Below are 16,684 nucleotides of genomic sequence, written 5' to 3' on the forward strand. Positions count from 1 at the left end.
ATAGTCCATGTCACTGCCACCCGGTTTCCTTGATGAATTACGCAATCGCCTGAGCCTGTCACAGGTTGTCGGGCGCAAGGTCATGTGGGACCAGCGCAAATCCAATCAGGCCAAGGGTGACATGTGGGCGCCATGCCCGTTTCATCAGGAAAAAACCGCGTCTTTTCATGTGGATGACCGCAAGGGCTATTACTACTGCTTCGGCTGCCATCAAAAGGGCGACGCGATCTCTTTCGTGCGCGAGACCGAGAATGTCGGCTTCATGGAAGCGGTTGAAATACTGGCGGGCGAGGCCGGGATGCAGATGCCCGCCCGCGACCCCAAAGCGAAGGAAAAGGCGGATCGGCGCACGCAACTGGTCGAGGTGATGGAAATGGCCGTGAGTCATTTCCGGTTGATGCTGAAAACCGGCGCGGGGACGGCAGCGCGCGAATATCTGGCCCGGCGCAGGCTGAGTGACGCAGCGGTGGACCGCTGGGAAATCGGTTTTGCCCCAGATGCCTGGCAGGGCTTGTGGGATCACCTGAAAGACAAGGGCGTTGCCGATGACCTGATCCTTGGGGCGGGGCTGGCCAAGCCCAGCACCAAGGGGGGCCAACCCTATGACACGTTCCGAAATCGCATCCTGTTTCCGATCCGTGACGCGCGCGGGCGGGCGATTGCCTTTGGCGGTCGCGCGATGGACCCTGACGAAAGCGCGAAATACCTGAACTCTCCCGAGACGGAGCTATTTGACAAGGGGCGCAGCCTTTACAACCACGGCCCGGCACGCGAGGCGGCGGGCAGGGGGCAATCCCTGGTCGTGGCCGAGGGGTATATGGACGTGATCGCCCTGTCCGAGGCCGGGTTTGGTGCGACCGTTGCCCCGCTTGGCACCGCGATCACCGAAGACCAACTGCGCCTTCTGTGGCGCATCGCACCGGAACCGATCATCGCGCTGGACGGTGACAAGGCCGGGCTGGCGGCGGCGATGCGGGTCATCGACAACGCGCTGCCCCTGTTGGAAGCCGGGCAAAGCCTGCGCTTTGCGATCATGCCGGAAGGCAAGGACCCGGATGATGTGCTGAAAGAAAGCGGGCCCGCGGCCATGCAGGCCCTGATCGACGCGGCGATCCCGATGGTGGACCTGCTGTGGCGGCGCGAGACCGAGGGCAAGGTGTTTGACAGCCCGGAACGCCGCGCCGCGCTGGACAAGGATCTGCGCGCAGCGATAGCGCGCATCAAGGACCCGTCGATCCGGTCGCATTATGGGCAGGCGATCAAGGACAAGCGATGGGACCTGTTCCGGTCGCGCCCCAAAGGTCAGGGCGCACAAGGGGCATCGCGGGTGCCATGGGAGCCGGGCAAGGGCCGGGGCTGGGCACCTGTTCCACCGGTTTTGCACTCAACCAAGTCATCGTTGTTGGCAACCGCCGACGATCAGGCGCAAGAGGTGCTGCGCGAAGCGGTTATTCTGGCGATCCTCATCCGCAGGCCCGACATGCTGGAACATGTCGAAAGCCGGATGGAGCGTTTGGACATGATAGGACCTGATCATGGTGCATTGCAGCGCGTGTTGTTGCGCCACGCCCATGAAGGGGCGGAAGTGCTGGAACGCACCATTATTGAACGAATTGGGGCGGTTGCCCTTGAAAAGCTCTTTGCGCTCAACCATGTGCGGATCACTCCCGCCATGCGCCACCCCGAGGATGATGAGATCGTCGAGGCAAGCCTGAACGAAGAAATCATGAAGCTTGAGGCGGCGCGCGGGCTTAGGCGCGAGATCGCGGATGCTGCTCAGGATATGGACACATTGCCGGATGAAGGTATGACATGGCGTTTGGGGCAGGCTGCCGAGGCGCGTAACAAGGCGCAGCGCAGCCAGTCTGAGGACAAAGCCACCTATGAGGTCGCCGATAACGGGACGCTCATGAACCGCGATGAACGCGATGCGCTGGACAAGCTGTTGGCGCAGATCTCCCCCGACAAAAAGAAGGGGAAATAGCAACAGTGCCGTGATCTCTGGTCTTTTGCGGATGATCAGGCGAAGAATACGCGATACATGGGTTGGCGAATCACCGATTCGAGGTGATGATTCGGCCAACCCGAATCACCGACGTGGTGGGACATCAACTAGGGCGAGCGCCTGACGTCCCATATCCGCCAAGCCAAGTGCAAGGAGGGCCCATGGCCGCCAAGGACACCGCCAACGACCGCAAGGACGACGATCAGGACGACGAACCCATGGGTGACGTCAGCCAAAAAGCGGTCAAGAAGATGATCGCCGAGGCACGGGAAAAAGGCTATATCACCTACGATCAGCTTAATCAGGTGTTGCCCCCCGACCAGGTGAGTTCCGAACAAATAGAAGACGTGATGTCGATGTTGTCCGAAATGGGCATCAACATCATTGAAGACGAAGAGGCGGAAGAGGAAGAGAAGGGCTCGACCGAGCTGGTCACGCAGGCGGGGGCCCGCGAGGTCACTGTTGCCACCGCCGAATCCGAAAAGCTGGACCGTACCGACGATCCTGTCCGCATGTATCTGCGCGAAATGGGGTCGGTCGAACTCCTCAGCCGCGAGGGCGAGATTGCGATCGCCAAGCGGATCGAAGCTGGTCGCAACACGATGATCGCCGGGCTGTGCGAAAGCCCACTGACCTTTCAGGCCATCACGATCTGGCGCGACGAGCTTCTGAGCGAAGATATTCTGCTGCGCGATGTCATCGACCTTGATGCCACTTTCGGCAATGCAATGGACGAGGATGAAGAATCCGAAAGCGTGACCGCCGCCGCCGGTGTCGATGGTGCAGCCGCATCTGGCGAAAAGAAAAGCACCGATCCGGAACTTGATGCGGACGGCAACCCGATTGCCACGGATGATGATGACGACGACGAGGACGAAGCCGCCAACATGTCGCTTGCCGCAATGGAGGCAGCGCTAAAGCCGCGCGTTTTGGAAACGCTTGAACTGATTGCCCGCGATTATAACAAGTTGTCGGAAATGCAGGATCTGCGGATGTCCGCGACCCTGAACGAAGACGACAGTTTCTCGAAGAAGGCCGAGGGCGCCTATCAGAAACTGCGGTCCGAGATCGTGCTGCTGGTAAATGAACTGCACTTGCACAACAACCGGATCGAGGCACTGGTCGATCAGCTCTACGGCATCAACCGCCGCATCATGTCGATTGACTCGGCGATGGTGAAACTGGCTGACCAAGCCCGCATCAATCGCCGCGAATTCATTGACGCCTATCGCGGGCGTGAACTGGACCCGACCTGGCTGGAAGATATGGCGGCCCAATCGGGGCGCGCATGGCAGGGCTTTATCGAACGCTCTTCGGACAAGGTCGAGCAGCTTCGCGCAGACATGGCCCAGGTGGGTCAGTATGTCGGCGTCGACATCCCTGAATTCCGCCGCATCGTCCAGCAGGTTCAGAAAGGCGAGAAGGAAGCGCGTCAGGCCAAGAAGGAAATGGTCGAAGCCAATCTGCGTCTGGTCATCTCGATTGCCAAAAAATACACCAACCGCGGTTTGCAATTCCTTGATCTTATTCAGGAAGGTAACATCGGCCTGATGAAGGCGGTGGACAAGTTCGAATACCGTCGCGGCTATAAGTTCTCGACCTATGCGACATGGTGGATCCGTCAGGCGATCACCCGTTCGATCGCCGATCAGGCCCGCACCATCCGTATTCCGGTGCATATGATCGAAACGATCAACAAGCTGGTGCGGACCGGTCGCCAGATGCTGCACGAGATTGGCCGCGAACCGACCCCGGAAGAACTTGCCGAGAAGCTGCAAATGCCGCTTGAGAAGGTTCGCAAGGTGATGAAGATTGCCAAGGAACCGATCAGCCTTGAAACCCCGATCGGGGACGAGGAAGACAGCCAGCTTGGTGACTTCATCGAGGATAAGAATGCCGTGCTGCCCCTGGACAGCGCCATTCAGGAAAACCTCAAGGAAACCACCACGCGGGTTCTGGCGTCGCTCACCCCGCGTGAAGAACGTGTGCTGCGGATGCGCTTTGGTATCGGTATGAACACTGACCACACGCTGGAAGAAGTGGGGCAACAGTTCTCGGTCACACGCGAACGGATCCGGCAGATCGAGGCGAAGGCGCTGCGCAAGCTGAAGCACCCGAGTCGATCGCGCAAGCTGCGGTCGTTCCTGGATCAGTGACACATGACGCATGTCCATCAAGGTGGACGTGCGTCACATTTTTGCCCCAATTCGACCAAGAAATCCGCTGTTCTGAACGGCAAACGAATCTCGGTCAGTTAAAGAGCTCTTCGCGCTATTGCGCGCGACGCGCCTATTTAATCGCGAAACGCTTCTGTTTCACTCTCCAATGAAATGAATATCGACGTGGAAACAATCTGTTTTCACTGTTTTTCAGGCGCTAAGAATCGGTTTCCTTTGAAATGGGGCGGAAATGTGGCGATAATGTGAGCATATTGGACGATCGCTTTGTTTGAGACGAAACTTTTTATATTGGGGATTATGATGCGTAAGATGGTGGGCGCGCAGACATACGCCACGGGCCTGAAAGGGCCAATCACAAACTTTCAGGAAGAATTGGCTCAGCGCGATGGCCGACCGGATGTCAGGTCCGGGCGGCTCAGGGCGCTGATGAGGTTGGAAACCCGGCGGCAGGATGGGCATATTGCACGACGTCCCGCCCTGATCCCGCTCTAGGGTTTCCCTGTGTTTTCCGGCATTCCGAGGCAAACCACTCACGCGAACAAAGGCGGAGAGGGTGCCGGCCCTGCTGACCTGAATTTGATTGCCTCGGGTGCCGGAAAAACGAACGAAGGGGCCTTGCGCGGATCGCTTGGGTGACATTCTATCACCGCCATGGGACATGGTTTTACGATCCAAACGCAAGGCCCCGGCCTTTATGAATTCACCACGGATGTTGTGCGTTGGCTGGCGAGCAAGACCTTGGACGATGGCCTGCTGACGCTGTACGTGCGCCATACATCCTGCTCGCTTCTGATACAGGAAAACGCCGATCCCGAAGTGCAAACCGACCTGCAAAACTTCCTGCATCGTCTGGTGCCGCCGACGACGGACCCCAGTATGTCTTATCTGACCCACACCTATGAAGGCCCGGACGACATGCCCGCCCATATCAAGGCGGCCCTGCTGCCCGTCAGTCTGTCGATCCCGGTGCAGTCCGGGCGGTTGGTGCTGGGAACGTGGCAGGGGATTTACCTGTTTGAACACAGAAATGCGCCGCACACGCGTCACGTGGCGGCGCATCTTGGCCCATAGATGGGGCTTAGTCGTCCAGCACGAACGTCACCATCAGGTTGACCTGATAATGGGCGACCTTGCCGTTTTCGACCTTCACCGATTGTTCTTTCACCCATGCACTGACGACATTACGCAATGTGTCCGAGGCACGTTTTACCCCTTGTTCCACAGCATCGTCGAAACTTTTGGGTGAGGTGGCGGAAATTTCTGTCACACGTGCGATGGTCATGTGTCTTCTCCCTTTTGGTTGATTGGCTGGCACAGTGTTCAAGTTTAGCCATGCGGTGCAGGGGAAGGGAAAGCAATCTTTCCCCGTGACAGCGGTAAATCGCGCATGTTGGGGCGCGTATTTCCCACTACACAAGACCTAGAGGCTGCCCTATAGTGCCTGTGGATAACTGGGCAAAAGACCCAAATACCGAGGTGAGATGAGAGAAGAGGAAGGCCGATGCGCTGCCCGTTTTGCGGAAATATAGATACCCAGGTGAAAGACAGTCGCCCGGCCGAAGATCACGTCGCCATTCGCAGGCGGCGCTTCTGTCCGGCCTGTGGGGGCCGGTTCACCACTTATGAACGCGTGCAGTTGCGCGACCTTGTCGTGGTGAAATCCAACGGACGCCGCGAGGATTTCGACCGCGAGAAACTTGAGCGTTCAATCCGCATCTCGATGCAAAAGCGCCCGGTGGAGCCTGAACGGATTGACCAGATGATCTCGGGCATCGTGCGACGGTTGGAAAGCATGGGCGAGACAGACATCCCGTCCAAGACAATCGGCGAGATCGTGATGGAAAGCCTGGCCCGGATCGACACGGTAGCCTACGTGCGTTTTGCCAGTGTTTACAAGAACTTCCAGGCCGCCGATGACTTCGATAAATTTGTCAGCGAGCTTCGACCGGACGTCGCGCCGGAAGACGAGTGACCCAATCTGACACGCGCTATATGCGTTTGGCCCTGTCGCTTGGGCGACGGGGTCTTGGGCGTAGTGCGCCGAACCCCGCTGTGGGCTGCGTGATCGTGCAGGGCGCACGGATCGTCGGCCGTGGTTGGACGCAACCGGGCGGGCGGCCACATGCCGAAACGATCGCGCTGGCGCAAGCCGGGGCGGCGGTGCGCGGGGCGACGGCCTATGTGACGCTGGAACCCTGCGCCCATCACGGACAGACGCCGCCCTGTGCAGCCGCGCTGATCGAAGCGGGCATTGCACGGGTGGTGGTCGCATTGGGCGATCCCGACCCGCGTGTGGACGGGGGTGGGTTAGCCATGTTGCACGCCGCCGGGGTCAAGGTTGAAACCGGCCTTTGCGCGGATGAGGCGCGCGCTGATCTGGCCGGGTTCCTGTGCCGTGTCACGCTAGGCCGCCCGATGGTCACGCTGAAGCTGGCCAGTTCGTTCGACGGGCGGATTGCGACGGCCTCGGGTGACAGCCAGTGGATCACCGGCGCCGAGGCGCGCCGCCATGTTCACGCCATGCGCGCGACCCATGACGCGGTGATGATCGGGGCGGGCACGGCGCGGGCGGATGATCCGTTGCTGACCGTGCGGGGGCTGGGCGTTGACCACCAACCGATCCGCGTTGTCTTGTCCCGCCATCTGGACCTGCCGTTGGACAGTCAGTTGGCCCGAACCGCGCGCGATCTTCCAGTCTGGATTTGCCATGGCCGACGTGCCGCGCCCGAGCTTGTGTCCGCCTGGTCGGGCATTGGAGCCGAGATGGTCGAGGTGGACGAGACGCAGGGCGCGCTTGATCCCGGTGCCGTGTTGCAAGCCCTTGGTGCGCGCGGTCTGACCCGTGTTTATTGTGAGGGCGGCGGCAGTCTGGCCGCCTCGCTTCTGTCGGCTGGGCTGGTGGACGAGCTTGTGGGCTACACCGCCGGGGTCGCGATCGGGGCCGAGGGGCGGCCGTCGCTTGCGGCTATGGGGCTGGGGCGACTGACCGAGGCGCCGCGTTTCGATCTGACTGAGACACGCGTCATCGGCAGCGACATTCTGCACCGCTGGCGTCAGCGCCACAGATAGGCGTAGCTGGCGAACAATCCCTGCAATTTAGACAATATCCGCGTGGCCGGGGTGATTTTGGGCGGCGTGCCGCCGGCAAGACGCTCTACCACCACTTCAACCGGGCAAGCGGTGCCCGTCACGGGGTCGTGGTAGCGAGGGTAGCCGATCAGCACGGCATGGGTCAGCGCGATCAGGTCAGGCCGCGCGGTGCGGCGCGGGGGAATGTCACCCAGATCGTGCGTCAGCCCCCATCCTGCATAGAAAGCTGCGCCAAGGCAGGTGACGTTGCGACCGCGCAACAATGCCTCGAACCCGAGGGTGGAGGTCATCGTCCAGACCTCGTCCACAGCGTTGATCAACCCGATGGGGTCGGCGTTATCGGCCACCAGATCGGCAAGGGTGCGGGCTTGATCGGGCGGGATCGCGCCTGCGCGCAGCCCGGCTTCCACATCGGGGTGGGGTTTGTAGATGATGACCGCGTCGGGGTTCTGTGCCCGCGCGGCTTGCAACAGGGCAAGGTTGGTGCCGATGGCATCCGTCCCCAGTCGGAAAGAGGCATCATCCTCCACCTGCCCCGGCACAAGGATACGGTGCCCGCCCGGCAGGTCTGAAAGCCCATCTGGCAGCGGGCGATCAAGGTTGTATTTTCCCACTCCCGTGTGCGTAATCCGCGCGATCAGCCGCTCGGCACGTTCGCGGGCGTGATCGGGCAGGGTGGTCGACGCGGCGATCAGACGCTCCAACCGGCTTTCCCGTGTAGGGTCGTAGTAAATGCCCAGATCGTCGCGCACCAAGGACAGCGGCGGCACGAGTTCCGCCCCCAACCCGCGTGAACGCAGAAACCCATCCTCGACCCGCAGAAGTGGTGCGCGGGTTTGGTGGGCAGACTGTTCCTTACCGGCCCAGACCATCAGCGGGCGCTCGACTTCAGATGCTCCCTTGGCTGCACGAGCGGCATTGTCGTCGAATATCATCGCCGGACCGTCGGCGAAAAACTGGGCCAGCGGGCGGCGCTTCCACAAGCGCATTCCACTGGCGACATAGCCGCGGTGATCCTCGCGCCACGCGCGTGCGCGGGCTTCCAACGTGTCCAGCACAGTCTCGATCTCGCACAGTTGGTCGCGGTATGGATCGTACCATATGGGATAGAGGAGCATCGCGCCCATAAAGAGCTGCGTCCGGGTCAGCTTACGCCTCCGCCGGTCCACCGGGCGGTCGTCCACGGTCAGTCCCCAGCCCGCATAGAAGGGCTGCCCGAACACATTGGGTTTGTGCCCCGCCAGGATCGCCTCGAACCCCAACCCGGAACTGACGGTATAGACCGCCTGCGCGCCGTCCAGCAGAGACCACGGACTGACGGGGTCCGAGATCAGGCGCACCTGCTCGTTCTCATCCTCGGGTCCGTAATGGCCGTCGCGATGGCCCGCCATGGTCTCGGGATGCGTCTTGATCAGGATGCGTGCATCCGGGTGGTTCAGGCGCGCGGCGACCAACATTTCGCGGAAGGTGTTTTCCGACGCACCCGCTTGGCCAATCGAGGCATCGTTGCGCGTCTGGTCGATCACCAGCACATAAGGCGCATCCGGCACGGGCAGGGCAGGATCGAAGGCGTTGTATTTTGAAAGATGCGCTTGCCGCATCCGATCCATCGCATCGCGCGCACGGCGCAGGGTGTCACTGTTGTCCAAGGGATCTGTTGCCAGGATATGTTCCAGCCGCGAAGGCTGCGCACTGTCGAAATGTACCCCCATATCGTCGATCAACAGGCCAAGTGCGGGCTCACCCGAACGGCCCGGCAGGATCGAACGCAGAAAAGCGTCCTCGACCCGGATGACGGGGGCGTCGCGACGGTTGGCGATCGCTTCGCCCCGGCCCGAGGTTGGGCTTTTCCCCCACGTGCCGACATAGTCGCCGTCTTTCGGAACACCGATCCGAACATCCCACCCCGCCAGTGCCAGAATGCGGCGGATGCGCGGCTGGGTCAGGAACCCACCATTGTATACATAAAGCCGCCGGGGAAGGGGAACCTCGGCGGCTTTATGGGGGTCTGATGATCGGGCCATCATGCCCTCTGGATCAAGTGCCCGATCCGGACAGGGACTGGTTCAGCGACGAGATCGACCCAGCCGTTGCCAGCGATCCGGTCAGGGCCGACAGAAGCTTCGTCCATTGAACGTAGGGGGCTTCGGTCACATAGATCGTATCACCGTCACGAATGGTAAAGTCACGGGCTTTGAACATGCCGTTGGGTTCGGTCAGGTTCAGAACATAGACCATGCGCTGTGTGCCACGCAGATCCGACCGGCCCAACACGGTGTTGGCGATGTCGGCGGTTTCATCACGCAGGACGAAAATGCCCTTTGGATCGGCGGAGGAGCCGGACAAACCACCGACCTGAGCCAAGGCTTCCATCGCCGACAGATTTTGCGTTTCGAACCGGACACGGCTTTGCCCACCAGTGGCCCCAATGGCCGTATATGACCGGCTGTCTTCTTCGACCAGAATGCGGTCGCCACCGCGCAGGGCGATGTTCGTCTCGGGGTGGTCAAACAGGTCCTGGAACCAAACTTCACCGGTTTGACTCCCGCGATTGACCTTGATCTTGGCGATCTCGGGCGAAATCGCGATGCCGCCCGCGCGTGCGAGCATGGCGTTGAGCGTCCGGGTGGGCCGCTCTATGGGATAGACACCTTGGCCGCTGACCGCCCCGGTGATCGTAACAGTGGACCCGTCTCCGGCCAGTCGACGCACCAGAACCTGCGGGTCTGGCGTTTGTTCTGCAAGTTTTGCCGTGATGATCCGGCGGATCGCTTCGGGTGAATTGCCCGACGCCTTGATGCGCCCGGCATAGGGGATAAAGATGAATCCGGATCCGTCCACCTGCACCTCTTCCAGTGCCGCCGGCGCGCCAGCGGTGGTCAGAATGCCGGTGTCCACGTTTTCCCAGATCGAAATGCCCAGCGTATCGCCTGGCTGGATTGTATCCGACCCGACCAGTGGTGCGTTGGAAAAGGCTTTGCTGAACCCCAGGGACGGCGTGACCGCCGTGGCCCGGTTTACCTGATCATTGACCAGCACGACGATGGCGTCGTTTATCGGCGAGTTTGAATCGGCAAGCAGCTCTGACTTGGTTGGCCCGCTTCGCGGCAGACCACAGGCGCCAACGGACAGAACCAACGCACAAAGGGCCGCAGCGCGGACCCATTTCTTTCCGGTGATGGACACTGCTCGTGCTCCTTCTGGGCAAAAAGCCGGTATGGTTTTGGCGTGAACCTAGTCGGACGCGCGGATTTTATCCAGCTTTTCGACCCTGTTGGGCTAATTTACAAGGCGCAACTGTTGCCGAGGTGCCGCTGTCCCCCGTTCAAGAGCCTGATAGGGGTCATCGGCGGCCAGCATCATATCGACCACCTGTCGCAAAAGCTGCCGTCGCCCTCGCGCGGCGTAAAAGCCGCCTGTGACCTGGCTAGTTTCCAGCAGATAGTGGCGATAGTCGCGATAGGCGCGGCTGTCCGGGCGGGTCGGTCGGGTGAAGAAATCCTCGACCAATTGGGCCGAGGTAAACTCTGGTTTGTCAAATACTGCCGTGCCGAACACTTTCAGCGGCAGGCCGCGCCACAAGACTTGCTGCGCGGCGGTTGAGTTCACCGTCACCGCCGAGCGCGCGTGGTCAAGCAGCTTGGCCAGCTTGCCACCGCGAACGTAGTGCACCCGGTCAGCCACGCCATACATTTCTGCCAATCGGCGGATTTCGCGGCGTTGTGGCACCCGTCCATCTTCCAGCGGATGGGCTTTGAAGACAAGATGGTGATGACCCGCCGCACCGGTGGCAAATCCCTTGACGACGACTTCAAGAAACTCGGTCATCGTGTTGAAAGGACTGTGGTTTTGAAAGCTCGAATCATGCTCGAGCTGAAGCAGAGCCAGATGGTAGGGAAAGCCGCCATACTTGATCCGCAAGGTGGCCGCGATGCGGTCGGCGGCAAGGAACGGCATCAGCAGCAGCCGCTTCAGATACAGGTTCAACTCGTGCCCGACGCCAAGCGCCCGGTGGGGGCGGAAGTGTCGGTATTGGCGGTTCGCAAACATCACGAACCAATGATACAGCGCGCCGTAGAAGACATGGTGGCGCATGTCGCCCCAATGGGCCGGCGCTTCGGGGATATCAAGCTCGGTATTGGCCAGCGTGTCGCGCATTTGTTCCACGCTTGTCTGCATCAGCCGCGAATTGCCGTTCGAGCCGTCACGCTCATACGTCACCCAATAGGGGCGCAGGTATCCTTCCTCGAACACATGAACACGCAGCCCGCGCGCCCTGGCGATCTTGACCGCTTGAGCGTGAATCGGGCGGGTGTCGCCGTAAAGCACGATATCGGTGATGGCGTGGTCGCTCAGCAGACCGTCGAACCGATCCGGCCAGTTTTCCTGCGGATCGGTGAAGGGAACAAAGCTCGCGCGGTCACGCCAAAAGACTTGATCCCCCATGTTGAACCCCACGCGCCAGACCTTGGCACCCGCCGCCCGCAGCATCCGCCCCAATTGCCAGAAGAACGGGCCGTGTGGGCCTTGCAGGAACAGGAAGTGTCGTTCATGGCCGGTGTTCATCGTCTGCCTGTCTTTCCCTTGCGGTCATCGCGTTGGAGCTGTGTTCCAAACCCAACCCTTTCTGCCCCGATCCGTTCAGTATGGAAAGGGGAACCTTTCCGGCCTGTTAACCGCGGCATCGGGCGAAAATATGGCCGAGCAGTGGGGCACCGGACTGACACTCGACCTGTGGCATCTTGGCAAGTCCTCCGAGGCGCGCTAGGGCTGAGGCACCACATGACCGGAAGGGAGAGATCATGTTCACCGGGATCATCACCGATATCGGCCGCATTGAAGCGCTGGAACACGCGGGCGATATGCGTGCCAGGATCAAGACCGGCTATGACACCAGCAGCATCGACATCGGTGCGTCGATTGCGTCGGACGGTGTCTGCCTGACAGTCGTGACGCTGGGGGATGACTGGTATAACGTTGATATCTCGGCAGAAACAATGTCGAAAACCAATCTTGGCGCGTGGATTATCGGCCACGAGGTGAACCTTGAGCGTGCGTTGAAGGTCGGCGACGAGCTGGGCGGGCATATCGTGTCGGGTCACGTTGATGGCGTGGCCGAGATCATCGCGATGACGGATGAGGGCGACAGCACCCGCGTGCAGTTTCGCGTCCCGTCCGATCTGGCGCGGTTCATTGCTCCCAAAGGCTCGGTTGCGCTGAACGGCACATCGCTGACGGTAAACGAGGTGGACGGCGATGTATTTGGCGTGAACCTGATTTCGCACACCAAGGATGTGACGAATTGGGGGCAGGCCAACGTCGGTGATCGGGTCAATTTGGAAATCGACACCCTGGCGCGCTATGTCGCGCGACTGGCGGAATACGGGTGATTGCCGCGCGCGGATGTCGTGTTGTCTTTGACATATTCGGAAGCGGGCATATGATCGGCTGAACGCCTGACCCAAGACGGAGCCGTCCATGACCCTGATCCGCCCGACCCGCCGTGACCTTCTGCGCCTGGCCGCCGTTGCCCCCGCCTTCGCCATGCCCACCACCGCGCGCGCCATGCTGGGCGCGCCGAGTGCGGGCAACCCGGCGCATTTCAGCTTCACGTTGGGCGATGCGCGATTGACCGTGGTATCCGACGGCTATTTCTCGTTGCCCGGCAGCGGGCTTGCGATCAACGCGCCCGAGGATGAAAAGATTGCGTTTCTAAAAGATCACTATCTTGATCCCGAGCGTGGTTATTCCCACACCAACCACCTTTATGTCGAAATAGGCGAGGCGCGGGTGCTGGTCGATGTCGGCTCTGGCACCCGTTGGTTCGACACGACCGGACGGTTGATGGGCAACTTGGACGCTGCCGGGATCGACCCGATGGGAATCACCCATGTGGTGATCACGCATGCGCACCCTGACCATATCTGGGGCATTCGCGACGACTTCGACGAACCAATTATCCCCGACGCGGAATACATCATGGGCGAGGCCGAGCGCGCCTATTGGCTGCAAGACGGTCTGGTCGATCAGGTCAGCGCCGAGCGCCAGCAATTCGTGGTGGGAGCCGTCAACTCGATCAACGCGGAAGGTGTGGAATGGACGCTGGCAGGCGACGGGACCGAGGTCGTGCCGGGCGTGCGACTGCTCGACAGCCCCGGCCACACGCCGGGCCATCTGTCGGTCATGATCGACAGTGGCGGACAACAACTGATCGCCACCGGCGACGCGCTGACCAACGCCTATACCAATTTCGCCCATCCCGACTGGTATAACGAGACGGATGACGACGGCGATATGACGGTGACGAGCCGCCGCAGGATCCTCGATATGGCGGCGTCTGACCGGATTGCTGTGCTGGGCTATCACTTCCCATTCCCCGGCGTGGGCCATGTGCGCCGCGTGGGCGAGGCGTTCCAGTTCGTCCCGGCACTTTGGCAGTTCTGACCCTAACGGTTGATCTGTGCGCAGCAATGCTTAGCTTTTTCGGTAACGCTCGAAAGGATTGCTGATGTATAATAACGGTTTAGGGTCGCCAGAGGATGACGCCAGGGTTGCGCTGCTGATCGACGGAGAAAATATTTCCAGTGCCTTGGCAGGAAAGATCATCATCGAAGCGGGCAAATTTGGCGAGCTTCTGGTCAAGCGTGTCTATGGCAATGCCGCGCGCATTCGCGGTTGGGACGAAGCACCGGGGATCAAGCTGGTGCATACCGGGCTGGGCAAGAACGCCGCCGACATCGCGCTGGCGCTGGACGCCGCCGAGTTGAGCTTCGAGGCAAAGGTCCGCACTGTTGTGCTGGTCAGCTCGGATGGCGATTTCTCACACCTTGCGACGTTCCTGCGCGAACGTGGCCATATGGTCGCCGGGATGGGCGAAGCGAAAGCGCCGGTCAATTATCGCAAATCCTGCTCCAGCTGGTTGACGTTGGACACAAACCCAAAAGACATGGATCAGAAGATCCTGGCCGAGATGCGAAAGCAGAAAGGCGGGTTGTTGATTGGCCGGGTCAGCCCGACGCTGCGCGCGGCGCTGGGCGTCACCCTGTCCGATCTGGAAGAAAAGACATGGCGGAAATACTTCGAAAAACGTCCCGGCACGTTCAAGATCACCGGCGAGGCGCAGCAGACCCGTATTACGGCGCGTTAGCACCGTCGTGTGCCGCCTTTTGTCTGGCAAAGGTTGCTGGCCTGCGTTAGTCACAGGCGCGAACCTGAAGGGAACGCGCCATGTCCGATCGCAGCACATATGAAACGCCCGGCCCGGTCGAGGCCAGCTTGTCCGACGCCATCTCGTCCGCCGAGGAGATCATCGAAGATGCGCGTGCTGGCCGGATGTATATTCTTGTCGATCACGAAGATCGCGAGAACGAAGGCGATTTCGTCATTCCCGCCGATGCCTGTGACGCCGAGGCGATCAATTTCATGGCCACTTACGGGCGTGGGCTGATCTGCCTGCCGATGGAGGCCGCGCGGATCGAGGCGCTGGGCCTGCCAATGATGTCGATGCACAACTCCTCGCGTCATGAAACCGCGTTCACCACCTCGATCGAGGCGCGCGAAGGCGTCAGCACAGGCATCTCTGCCGCTGACCGCGCCCTGACCGTGTCGGTTGCCATAGACCCTGAGAATGGGCCTGCCGAAATCGCGACCCCCGGTCACGTCTTCCCCCTGCGCGCCCGCAATGGTGGCGTGTTGGTGCGGGCGGGCCATACCGAGGCGGCGGTGGATATCTCGCGCCTTGCCGGGCGCACGCCTGCCGGTGTGATCTGCGAGATCATGAACGAAGACGGCACCATGGCACGGCTGCCGGAACTGGTCGGGATCGCGCGTAAACACGGGTTGAAGATCGGCACCATTTCGGACCTGATCGCCTATCGCCGCCGTCACGACAATCTGGTGCGCGAAACCTCGCGCGAAGTTGTGACCTCGCAATATGGTGGCGAATGGGAGATGCGGATTTTCACCGATCTGACCCATGAAATCGAACATGTGGTGCTGATCAAGGGCGACATCACCACACCTGAGCCGGTTCTGGTGCGCACCCATGCTCTGCAAGAGGCGCAGGACGTGCTGGGCCTTGGCCCGCGCCCCGCTGATGAGTTGCCCCGCGCCATGCAAATCATTGCGGACGAGGGCAGGGGCGTGGTCTGCCTGTTCCGCGAACCGCGCAAAACGTTGCATGCCAATGACGATGATGACGGCCCGCGCACGGTGCGCCAGATCGGTCTTGGCTCGCAAATTCTGTCCGCATTGGGCTTGCATGATATGGTGCTTTTGACTGACAGCCCCGGCACCCGCTATGTGGGTCTGGACGCCTATGGGCTGACCATCACCGGCACCCGCCCCATTCAGAAGGATTGAACAATGGCCAAAGCCGAACTGCATTATGTGCTCGACCGTCCGAAATTTGACAAACCGGTGAAGCTGCTGATCGTTGTCGCGCCTTACTACAAGGACATCGCCAATGAACTGGTCGCCGGGGCCAAGGCCGAGATTGAAGCCGCAGGCGGCGCATGGGATCTGGTTGAAGTGCCCGGCGCACTGGAAGTGCCCACCGCGATTGCCATAGCGGACCGCCTGTCGAATTTCGATGGCTATGTGGCGCTGGGATGCGTGATCCGGGGCGAAACCACTCATTACGAAACTGTCTGCAACGACAGCTCGCGCGCGATCCAGATGATGGGGCTGCAAGGGCTGTGCATCGGCAATGGCATCCTGACCGTTGAAAACCGCAAGCAGGCCGAAGTGCGTGCCGATACGAAAGATCAAAATAAAGGGGGCGGGGCGGCGGCTGCGGCCTTGCATCTGGTCGCACTTTCGCGCAAATGGGCCGGCGCAAGCAAAGGTGTCGGGTTCAAGTCGATCTCGGACTCGATCAAACTTGCAGGTGAGACGAAGGATACCCCAACCGCATGACGCTTTCCGGCAACCAGAAACGCCAGATGAAATCCGCCGCCCGGCTTTACGCCGTGCAGGCGCTGTTTCAGATGGAAGCCGCGGGCCAGACCGCCGACCGCGTGATGGTCGAATTCGAAAACCATCGCTTCGGGGAAGAATTCGACGACTACGCGATGGCTGAAGGCGACAGCCCTCTGTTTCGCAAGCTGGTCGAGGATGCAGTGAATCATCAGGCCAGGATTGACCAGATGACCGACCGCGCGCTGGTCGCCAAATGGCCCATCGGCCGCATTGATCCAACCCTGCGTGCACTGTTTCGCGCCGCAGGTGCTGAACTGACCCAAGGTGAGGCACCGCCCAAGGTGGTAATCACCGAGTTCGTGGACATCGCCAAGGCGTTTTTCCCGCAAAGCGATGAAGGCAAATTCGCCAACGCCGTGCTGGATCACATGGCCCGCGAGGTGAATCCCGAGGCGTTTTGACGCCAAAGGCGACGCGTTCTGAGCACCCT

Annotated in this window: 16 protein-coding genes; 12 read left to right on the forward strand and 4 right to left on the reverse strand. The window is 60.7% G+C overall.

What is annotated here, in order from left to right; genetic code table 11:
* Positions 1–7 precede the first annotated feature (7 nt).
* The 4 genes from dnaG (at position 8) to BMY55_RS07260 (ending at position 5,256) form a co-directional block, all read left to right on the forward strand.
* Entirely contained in the window at positions 8–1,984 is a 1,977-nt protein-coding gene (gene dnaG, locus BMY55_RS07245) for a DNA primase (RefSeq protein WP_091429496.1), read from the forward strand.
* Positions 1,985–2,166: 182 nt separating this feature from the next.
* Positions 2,167–4,161, forward strand: coding sequence for an RNA polymerase sigma factor RpoD (gene rpoD / locus BMY55_RS07250; protein ID WP_091429498.1), 1,995 nt, complete (start codon positions 2,167–2,169; stop codon positions 4,159–4,161).
* 324 nt (positions 4,162–4,485) lie between these two features.
* Complete coding sequence (locus BMY55_RS07255) at positions 4,486–4,677, forward strand: hypothetical protein (RefSeq protein ID WP_143064302.1); 192 nt, start codon at positions 4,486–4,488, stop codon at positions 4,675–4,677.
* Positions 4,678–4,836: 159 nt separating this feature from the next.
* Entirely contained in the window at positions 4,837–5,256 is a 420-nt protein-coding gene (locus BMY55_RS07260; RefSeq protein ID WP_091429501.1) for a secondary thiamine-phosphate synthase enzyme YjbQ, read from the forward strand.
* A gap of 7 nt (positions 5,257–5,263) precedes the next feature.
* Here BMY55_RS07260 and BMY55_RS07265 read toward each other — a convergent pair whose 3' ends face one another.
* Positions 5,264–5,467, reverse strand: a complete 204-nt coding sequence (locus BMY55_RS07265; RefSeq protein WP_091429503.1) for a dodecin family protein — start codon at positions 5,465–5,467, stop codon at positions 5,264–5,266.
* Positions 5,468–5,686: 219 nt separating this feature from the next.
* Between BMY55_RS07265 and nrdR the strand changes: the two genes are divergently transcribed.
* Both nrdR and ribD read left to right on the forward strand, forming a co-directional pair.
* Positions 5,687–6,157 (forward strand): transcriptional regulator NrdR, encoded by a 471-nt coding sequence (gene nrdR / locus BMY55_RS07270; protein ID WP_091429505.1) that lies wholly within the window; start codon positions 5,687–5,689, stop codon positions 6,155–6,157.
* Positions 6,154–7,254: a bifunctional diaminohydroxyphosphoribosylaminopyrimidine deaminase/5-amino-6-(5-phosphoribosylamino)uracil reductase RibD gene (gene ribD, locus BMY55_RS07275; RefSeq protein WP_245744674.1), complete on the forward strand. Its 1,101-nt coding sequence runs from the start codon at positions 6,154–6,156 to the stop codon at positions 7,252–7,254. The genes nrdR and ribD overlap by 4 nt, the downstream gene beginning before the upstream one ends.
* Here the strand turns inward: ribD and BMY55_RS07280 are convergent.
* From BMY55_RS07280 to BMY55_RS07290, 3 genes are all read right to left on the reverse strand, one after another.
* Complete coding sequence (locus tag BMY55_RS07280; protein ID WP_091432162.1) at positions 7,239–9,299, reverse strand: capsular polysaccharide biosynthesis protein; 2,061 nt, start codon at positions 9,297–9,299, stop codon at positions 7,239–7,241. The two genes, ribD and BMY55_RS07280, sit on opposite strands and share 16 nt — an antisense overlap.
* A gap of 13 nt (positions 9,300–9,312) precedes the next feature.
* Entirely contained in the window at positions 9,313–10,461 is a 1,149-nt protein-coding gene (locus BMY55_RS07285; RefSeq protein ID WP_091429507.1) for a polysaccharide biosynthesis/export family protein, read from the reverse strand.
* Positions 10,462–10,554: 93 nt separating this feature from the next.
* Positions 10,555–11,841, reverse strand: coding sequence for a capsule biosynthesis protein (locus tag BMY55_RS07290; RefSeq protein WP_091429508.1), 1,287 nt, complete (start codon positions 11,839–11,841; stop codon positions 10,555–10,557).
* A 236-nt stretch (positions 11,842–12,077) separates the two neighbouring features.
* Between BMY55_RS07290 and BMY55_RS07295 the strand changes: the two genes are divergently transcribed.
* The 6 genes from BMY55_RS07295 to nusB all read left to right on the forward strand — a co-directional run bounded on the left by BMY55_RS07295 (position 12,078) and on the right by nusB (position 16,655).
* On the forward strand, positions 12,078–12,665 hold the full coding sequence (locus BMY55_RS07295) for a riboflavin synthase (protein ID WP_091429510.1): 588 nt from the start codon (positions 12,078–12,080) through the stop codon (positions 12,663–12,665).
* 88 nt (positions 12,666–12,753) lie between these two features.
* Entirely contained in the window at positions 12,754–13,719 is a 966-nt protein-coding gene (locus BMY55_RS07300) for an MBL fold metallo-hydrolase (protein WP_091429512.1), read from the forward strand.
* Between the two features lie 64 nt (positions 13,720–13,783).
* Positions 13,784–14,422, forward strand: a complete 639-nt coding sequence (locus BMY55_RS07305; protein WP_091429514.1) for an NYN domain-containing protein — start codon at positions 13,784–13,786, stop codon at positions 14,420–14,422.
* Positions 14,423–14,502: 80 nt separating this feature from the next.
* Positions 14,503–15,636: a 3,4-dihydroxy-2-butanone-4-phosphate synthase gene (ribB, locus tag BMY55_RS07310; protein ID WP_091429516.1), complete on the forward strand. Its 1,134-nt coding sequence runs from the start codon at positions 14,503–14,505 to the stop codon at positions 15,634–15,636.
* Positions 15,637–15,639: 3 nt separating this feature from the next.
* Entirely contained in the window at positions 15,640–16,191 is a 552-nt protein-coding gene (locus BMY55_RS07315; protein ID WP_091429518.1) for a 6,7-dimethyl-8-ribityllumazine synthase, read from the forward strand.
* Positions 16,188–16,655 (forward strand): transcription antitermination factor NusB, encoded by a 468-nt coding sequence (gene nusB, locus BMY55_RS07320; RefSeq protein ID WP_091429519.1) that lies wholly within the window; start codon positions 16,188–16,190, stop codon positions 16,653–16,655. The genes BMY55_RS07315 and nusB overlap by 4 nt, the downstream gene beginning before the upstream one ends.
* The last annotated feature ends 29 nt before the right edge of the window (positions 16,656–16,684 follow it).

The organism is Aliiroseovarius sediminilitoris (genome assembly GCF_900109955.1).
Classification (GTDB): domain Bacteria; phylum Pseudomonadota; class Alphaproteobacteria; order Rhodobacterales; family Rhodobacteraceae; genus Aliiroseovarius; species Aliiroseovarius sediminilitoris.

Excerpts from the sequence above, each read along its gene's own strand:
- dnaG (WP_091429496.1), top strand. The coding sequence starts at position 8 with ATGTCACTGCCACCCGGTTTCCTTGATGAATTACGCAATCGCCTGAGC.
- rpoD (WP_091429498.1), top strand. The coding sequence starts at position 2,167 with ATGGCCGCCAAGGACACCGCCAACGACCGCAAGGACGACGATCAGGAC.
- BMY55_RS07255 (WP_143064302.1), top strand. The coding sequence starts at position 4,486 with ATGCGTAAGATGGTGGGCGCGCAGACATACGCCACGGGCCTGAAAGGG.
- BMY55_RS07260 (WP_091429501.1), top strand. The coding sequence starts at position 4,837 with ATGGGACATGGTTTTACGATCCAAACGCAAGGCCCCGGCCTTTATGAA.
- BMY55_RS07265 (WP_091429503.1), bottom strand. The coding sequence starts at position 5,467 with ATGACCATCGCACGTGTGACAGAAATTTCCGCCACCTCACCCAAAAGT.
- nrdR (WP_091429505.1), top strand. The coding sequence starts at position 5,687 with ATGCGCTGCCCGTTTTGCGGAAATATAGATACCCAGGTGAAAGACAGT.
- BMY55_RS07280 (WP_091432162.1), bottom strand. The coding sequence starts at position 9,299 with ATGGCCCGATCATCAGACCCCCATAAAGCCGCCGAGGTTCCCCTTCCC.
- BMY55_RS07290 (WP_091429508.1), bottom strand. The coding sequence starts at position 11,841 with ATGAACACCGGCCATGAACGACACTTCCTGTTCCTGCAAGGCCCACAC.
- BMY55_RS07295 (WP_091429510.1), top strand. The coding sequence starts at position 12,078 with ATGTTCACCGGGATCATCACCGATATCGGCCGCATTGAAGCGCTGGAA.
- BMY55_RS07300 (WP_091429512.1), top strand. The coding sequence starts at position 12,754 with ATGACCCTGATCCGCCCGACCCGCCGTGACCTTCTGCGCCTGGCCGCC.
- BMY55_RS07305 (WP_091429514.1), top strand. The coding sequence starts at position 13,784 with ATGTATAATAACGGTTTAGGGTCGCCAGAGGATGACGCCAGGGTTGCG.
- ribB (WP_091429516.1), top strand. The coding sequence starts at position 14,503 with ATGTCCGATCGCAGCACATATGAAACGCCCGGCCCGGTCGAGGCCAGC.
- BMY55_RS07315 (WP_091429518.1), top strand. The coding sequence starts at position 15,640 with ATGGCCAAAGCCGAACTGCATTATGTGCTCGACCGTCCGAAATTTGAC.
- nusB (WP_091429519.1), top strand. The coding sequence starts at position 16,188 with ATGACGCTTTCCGGCAACCAGAAACGCCAGATGAAATCCGCCGCCCGG.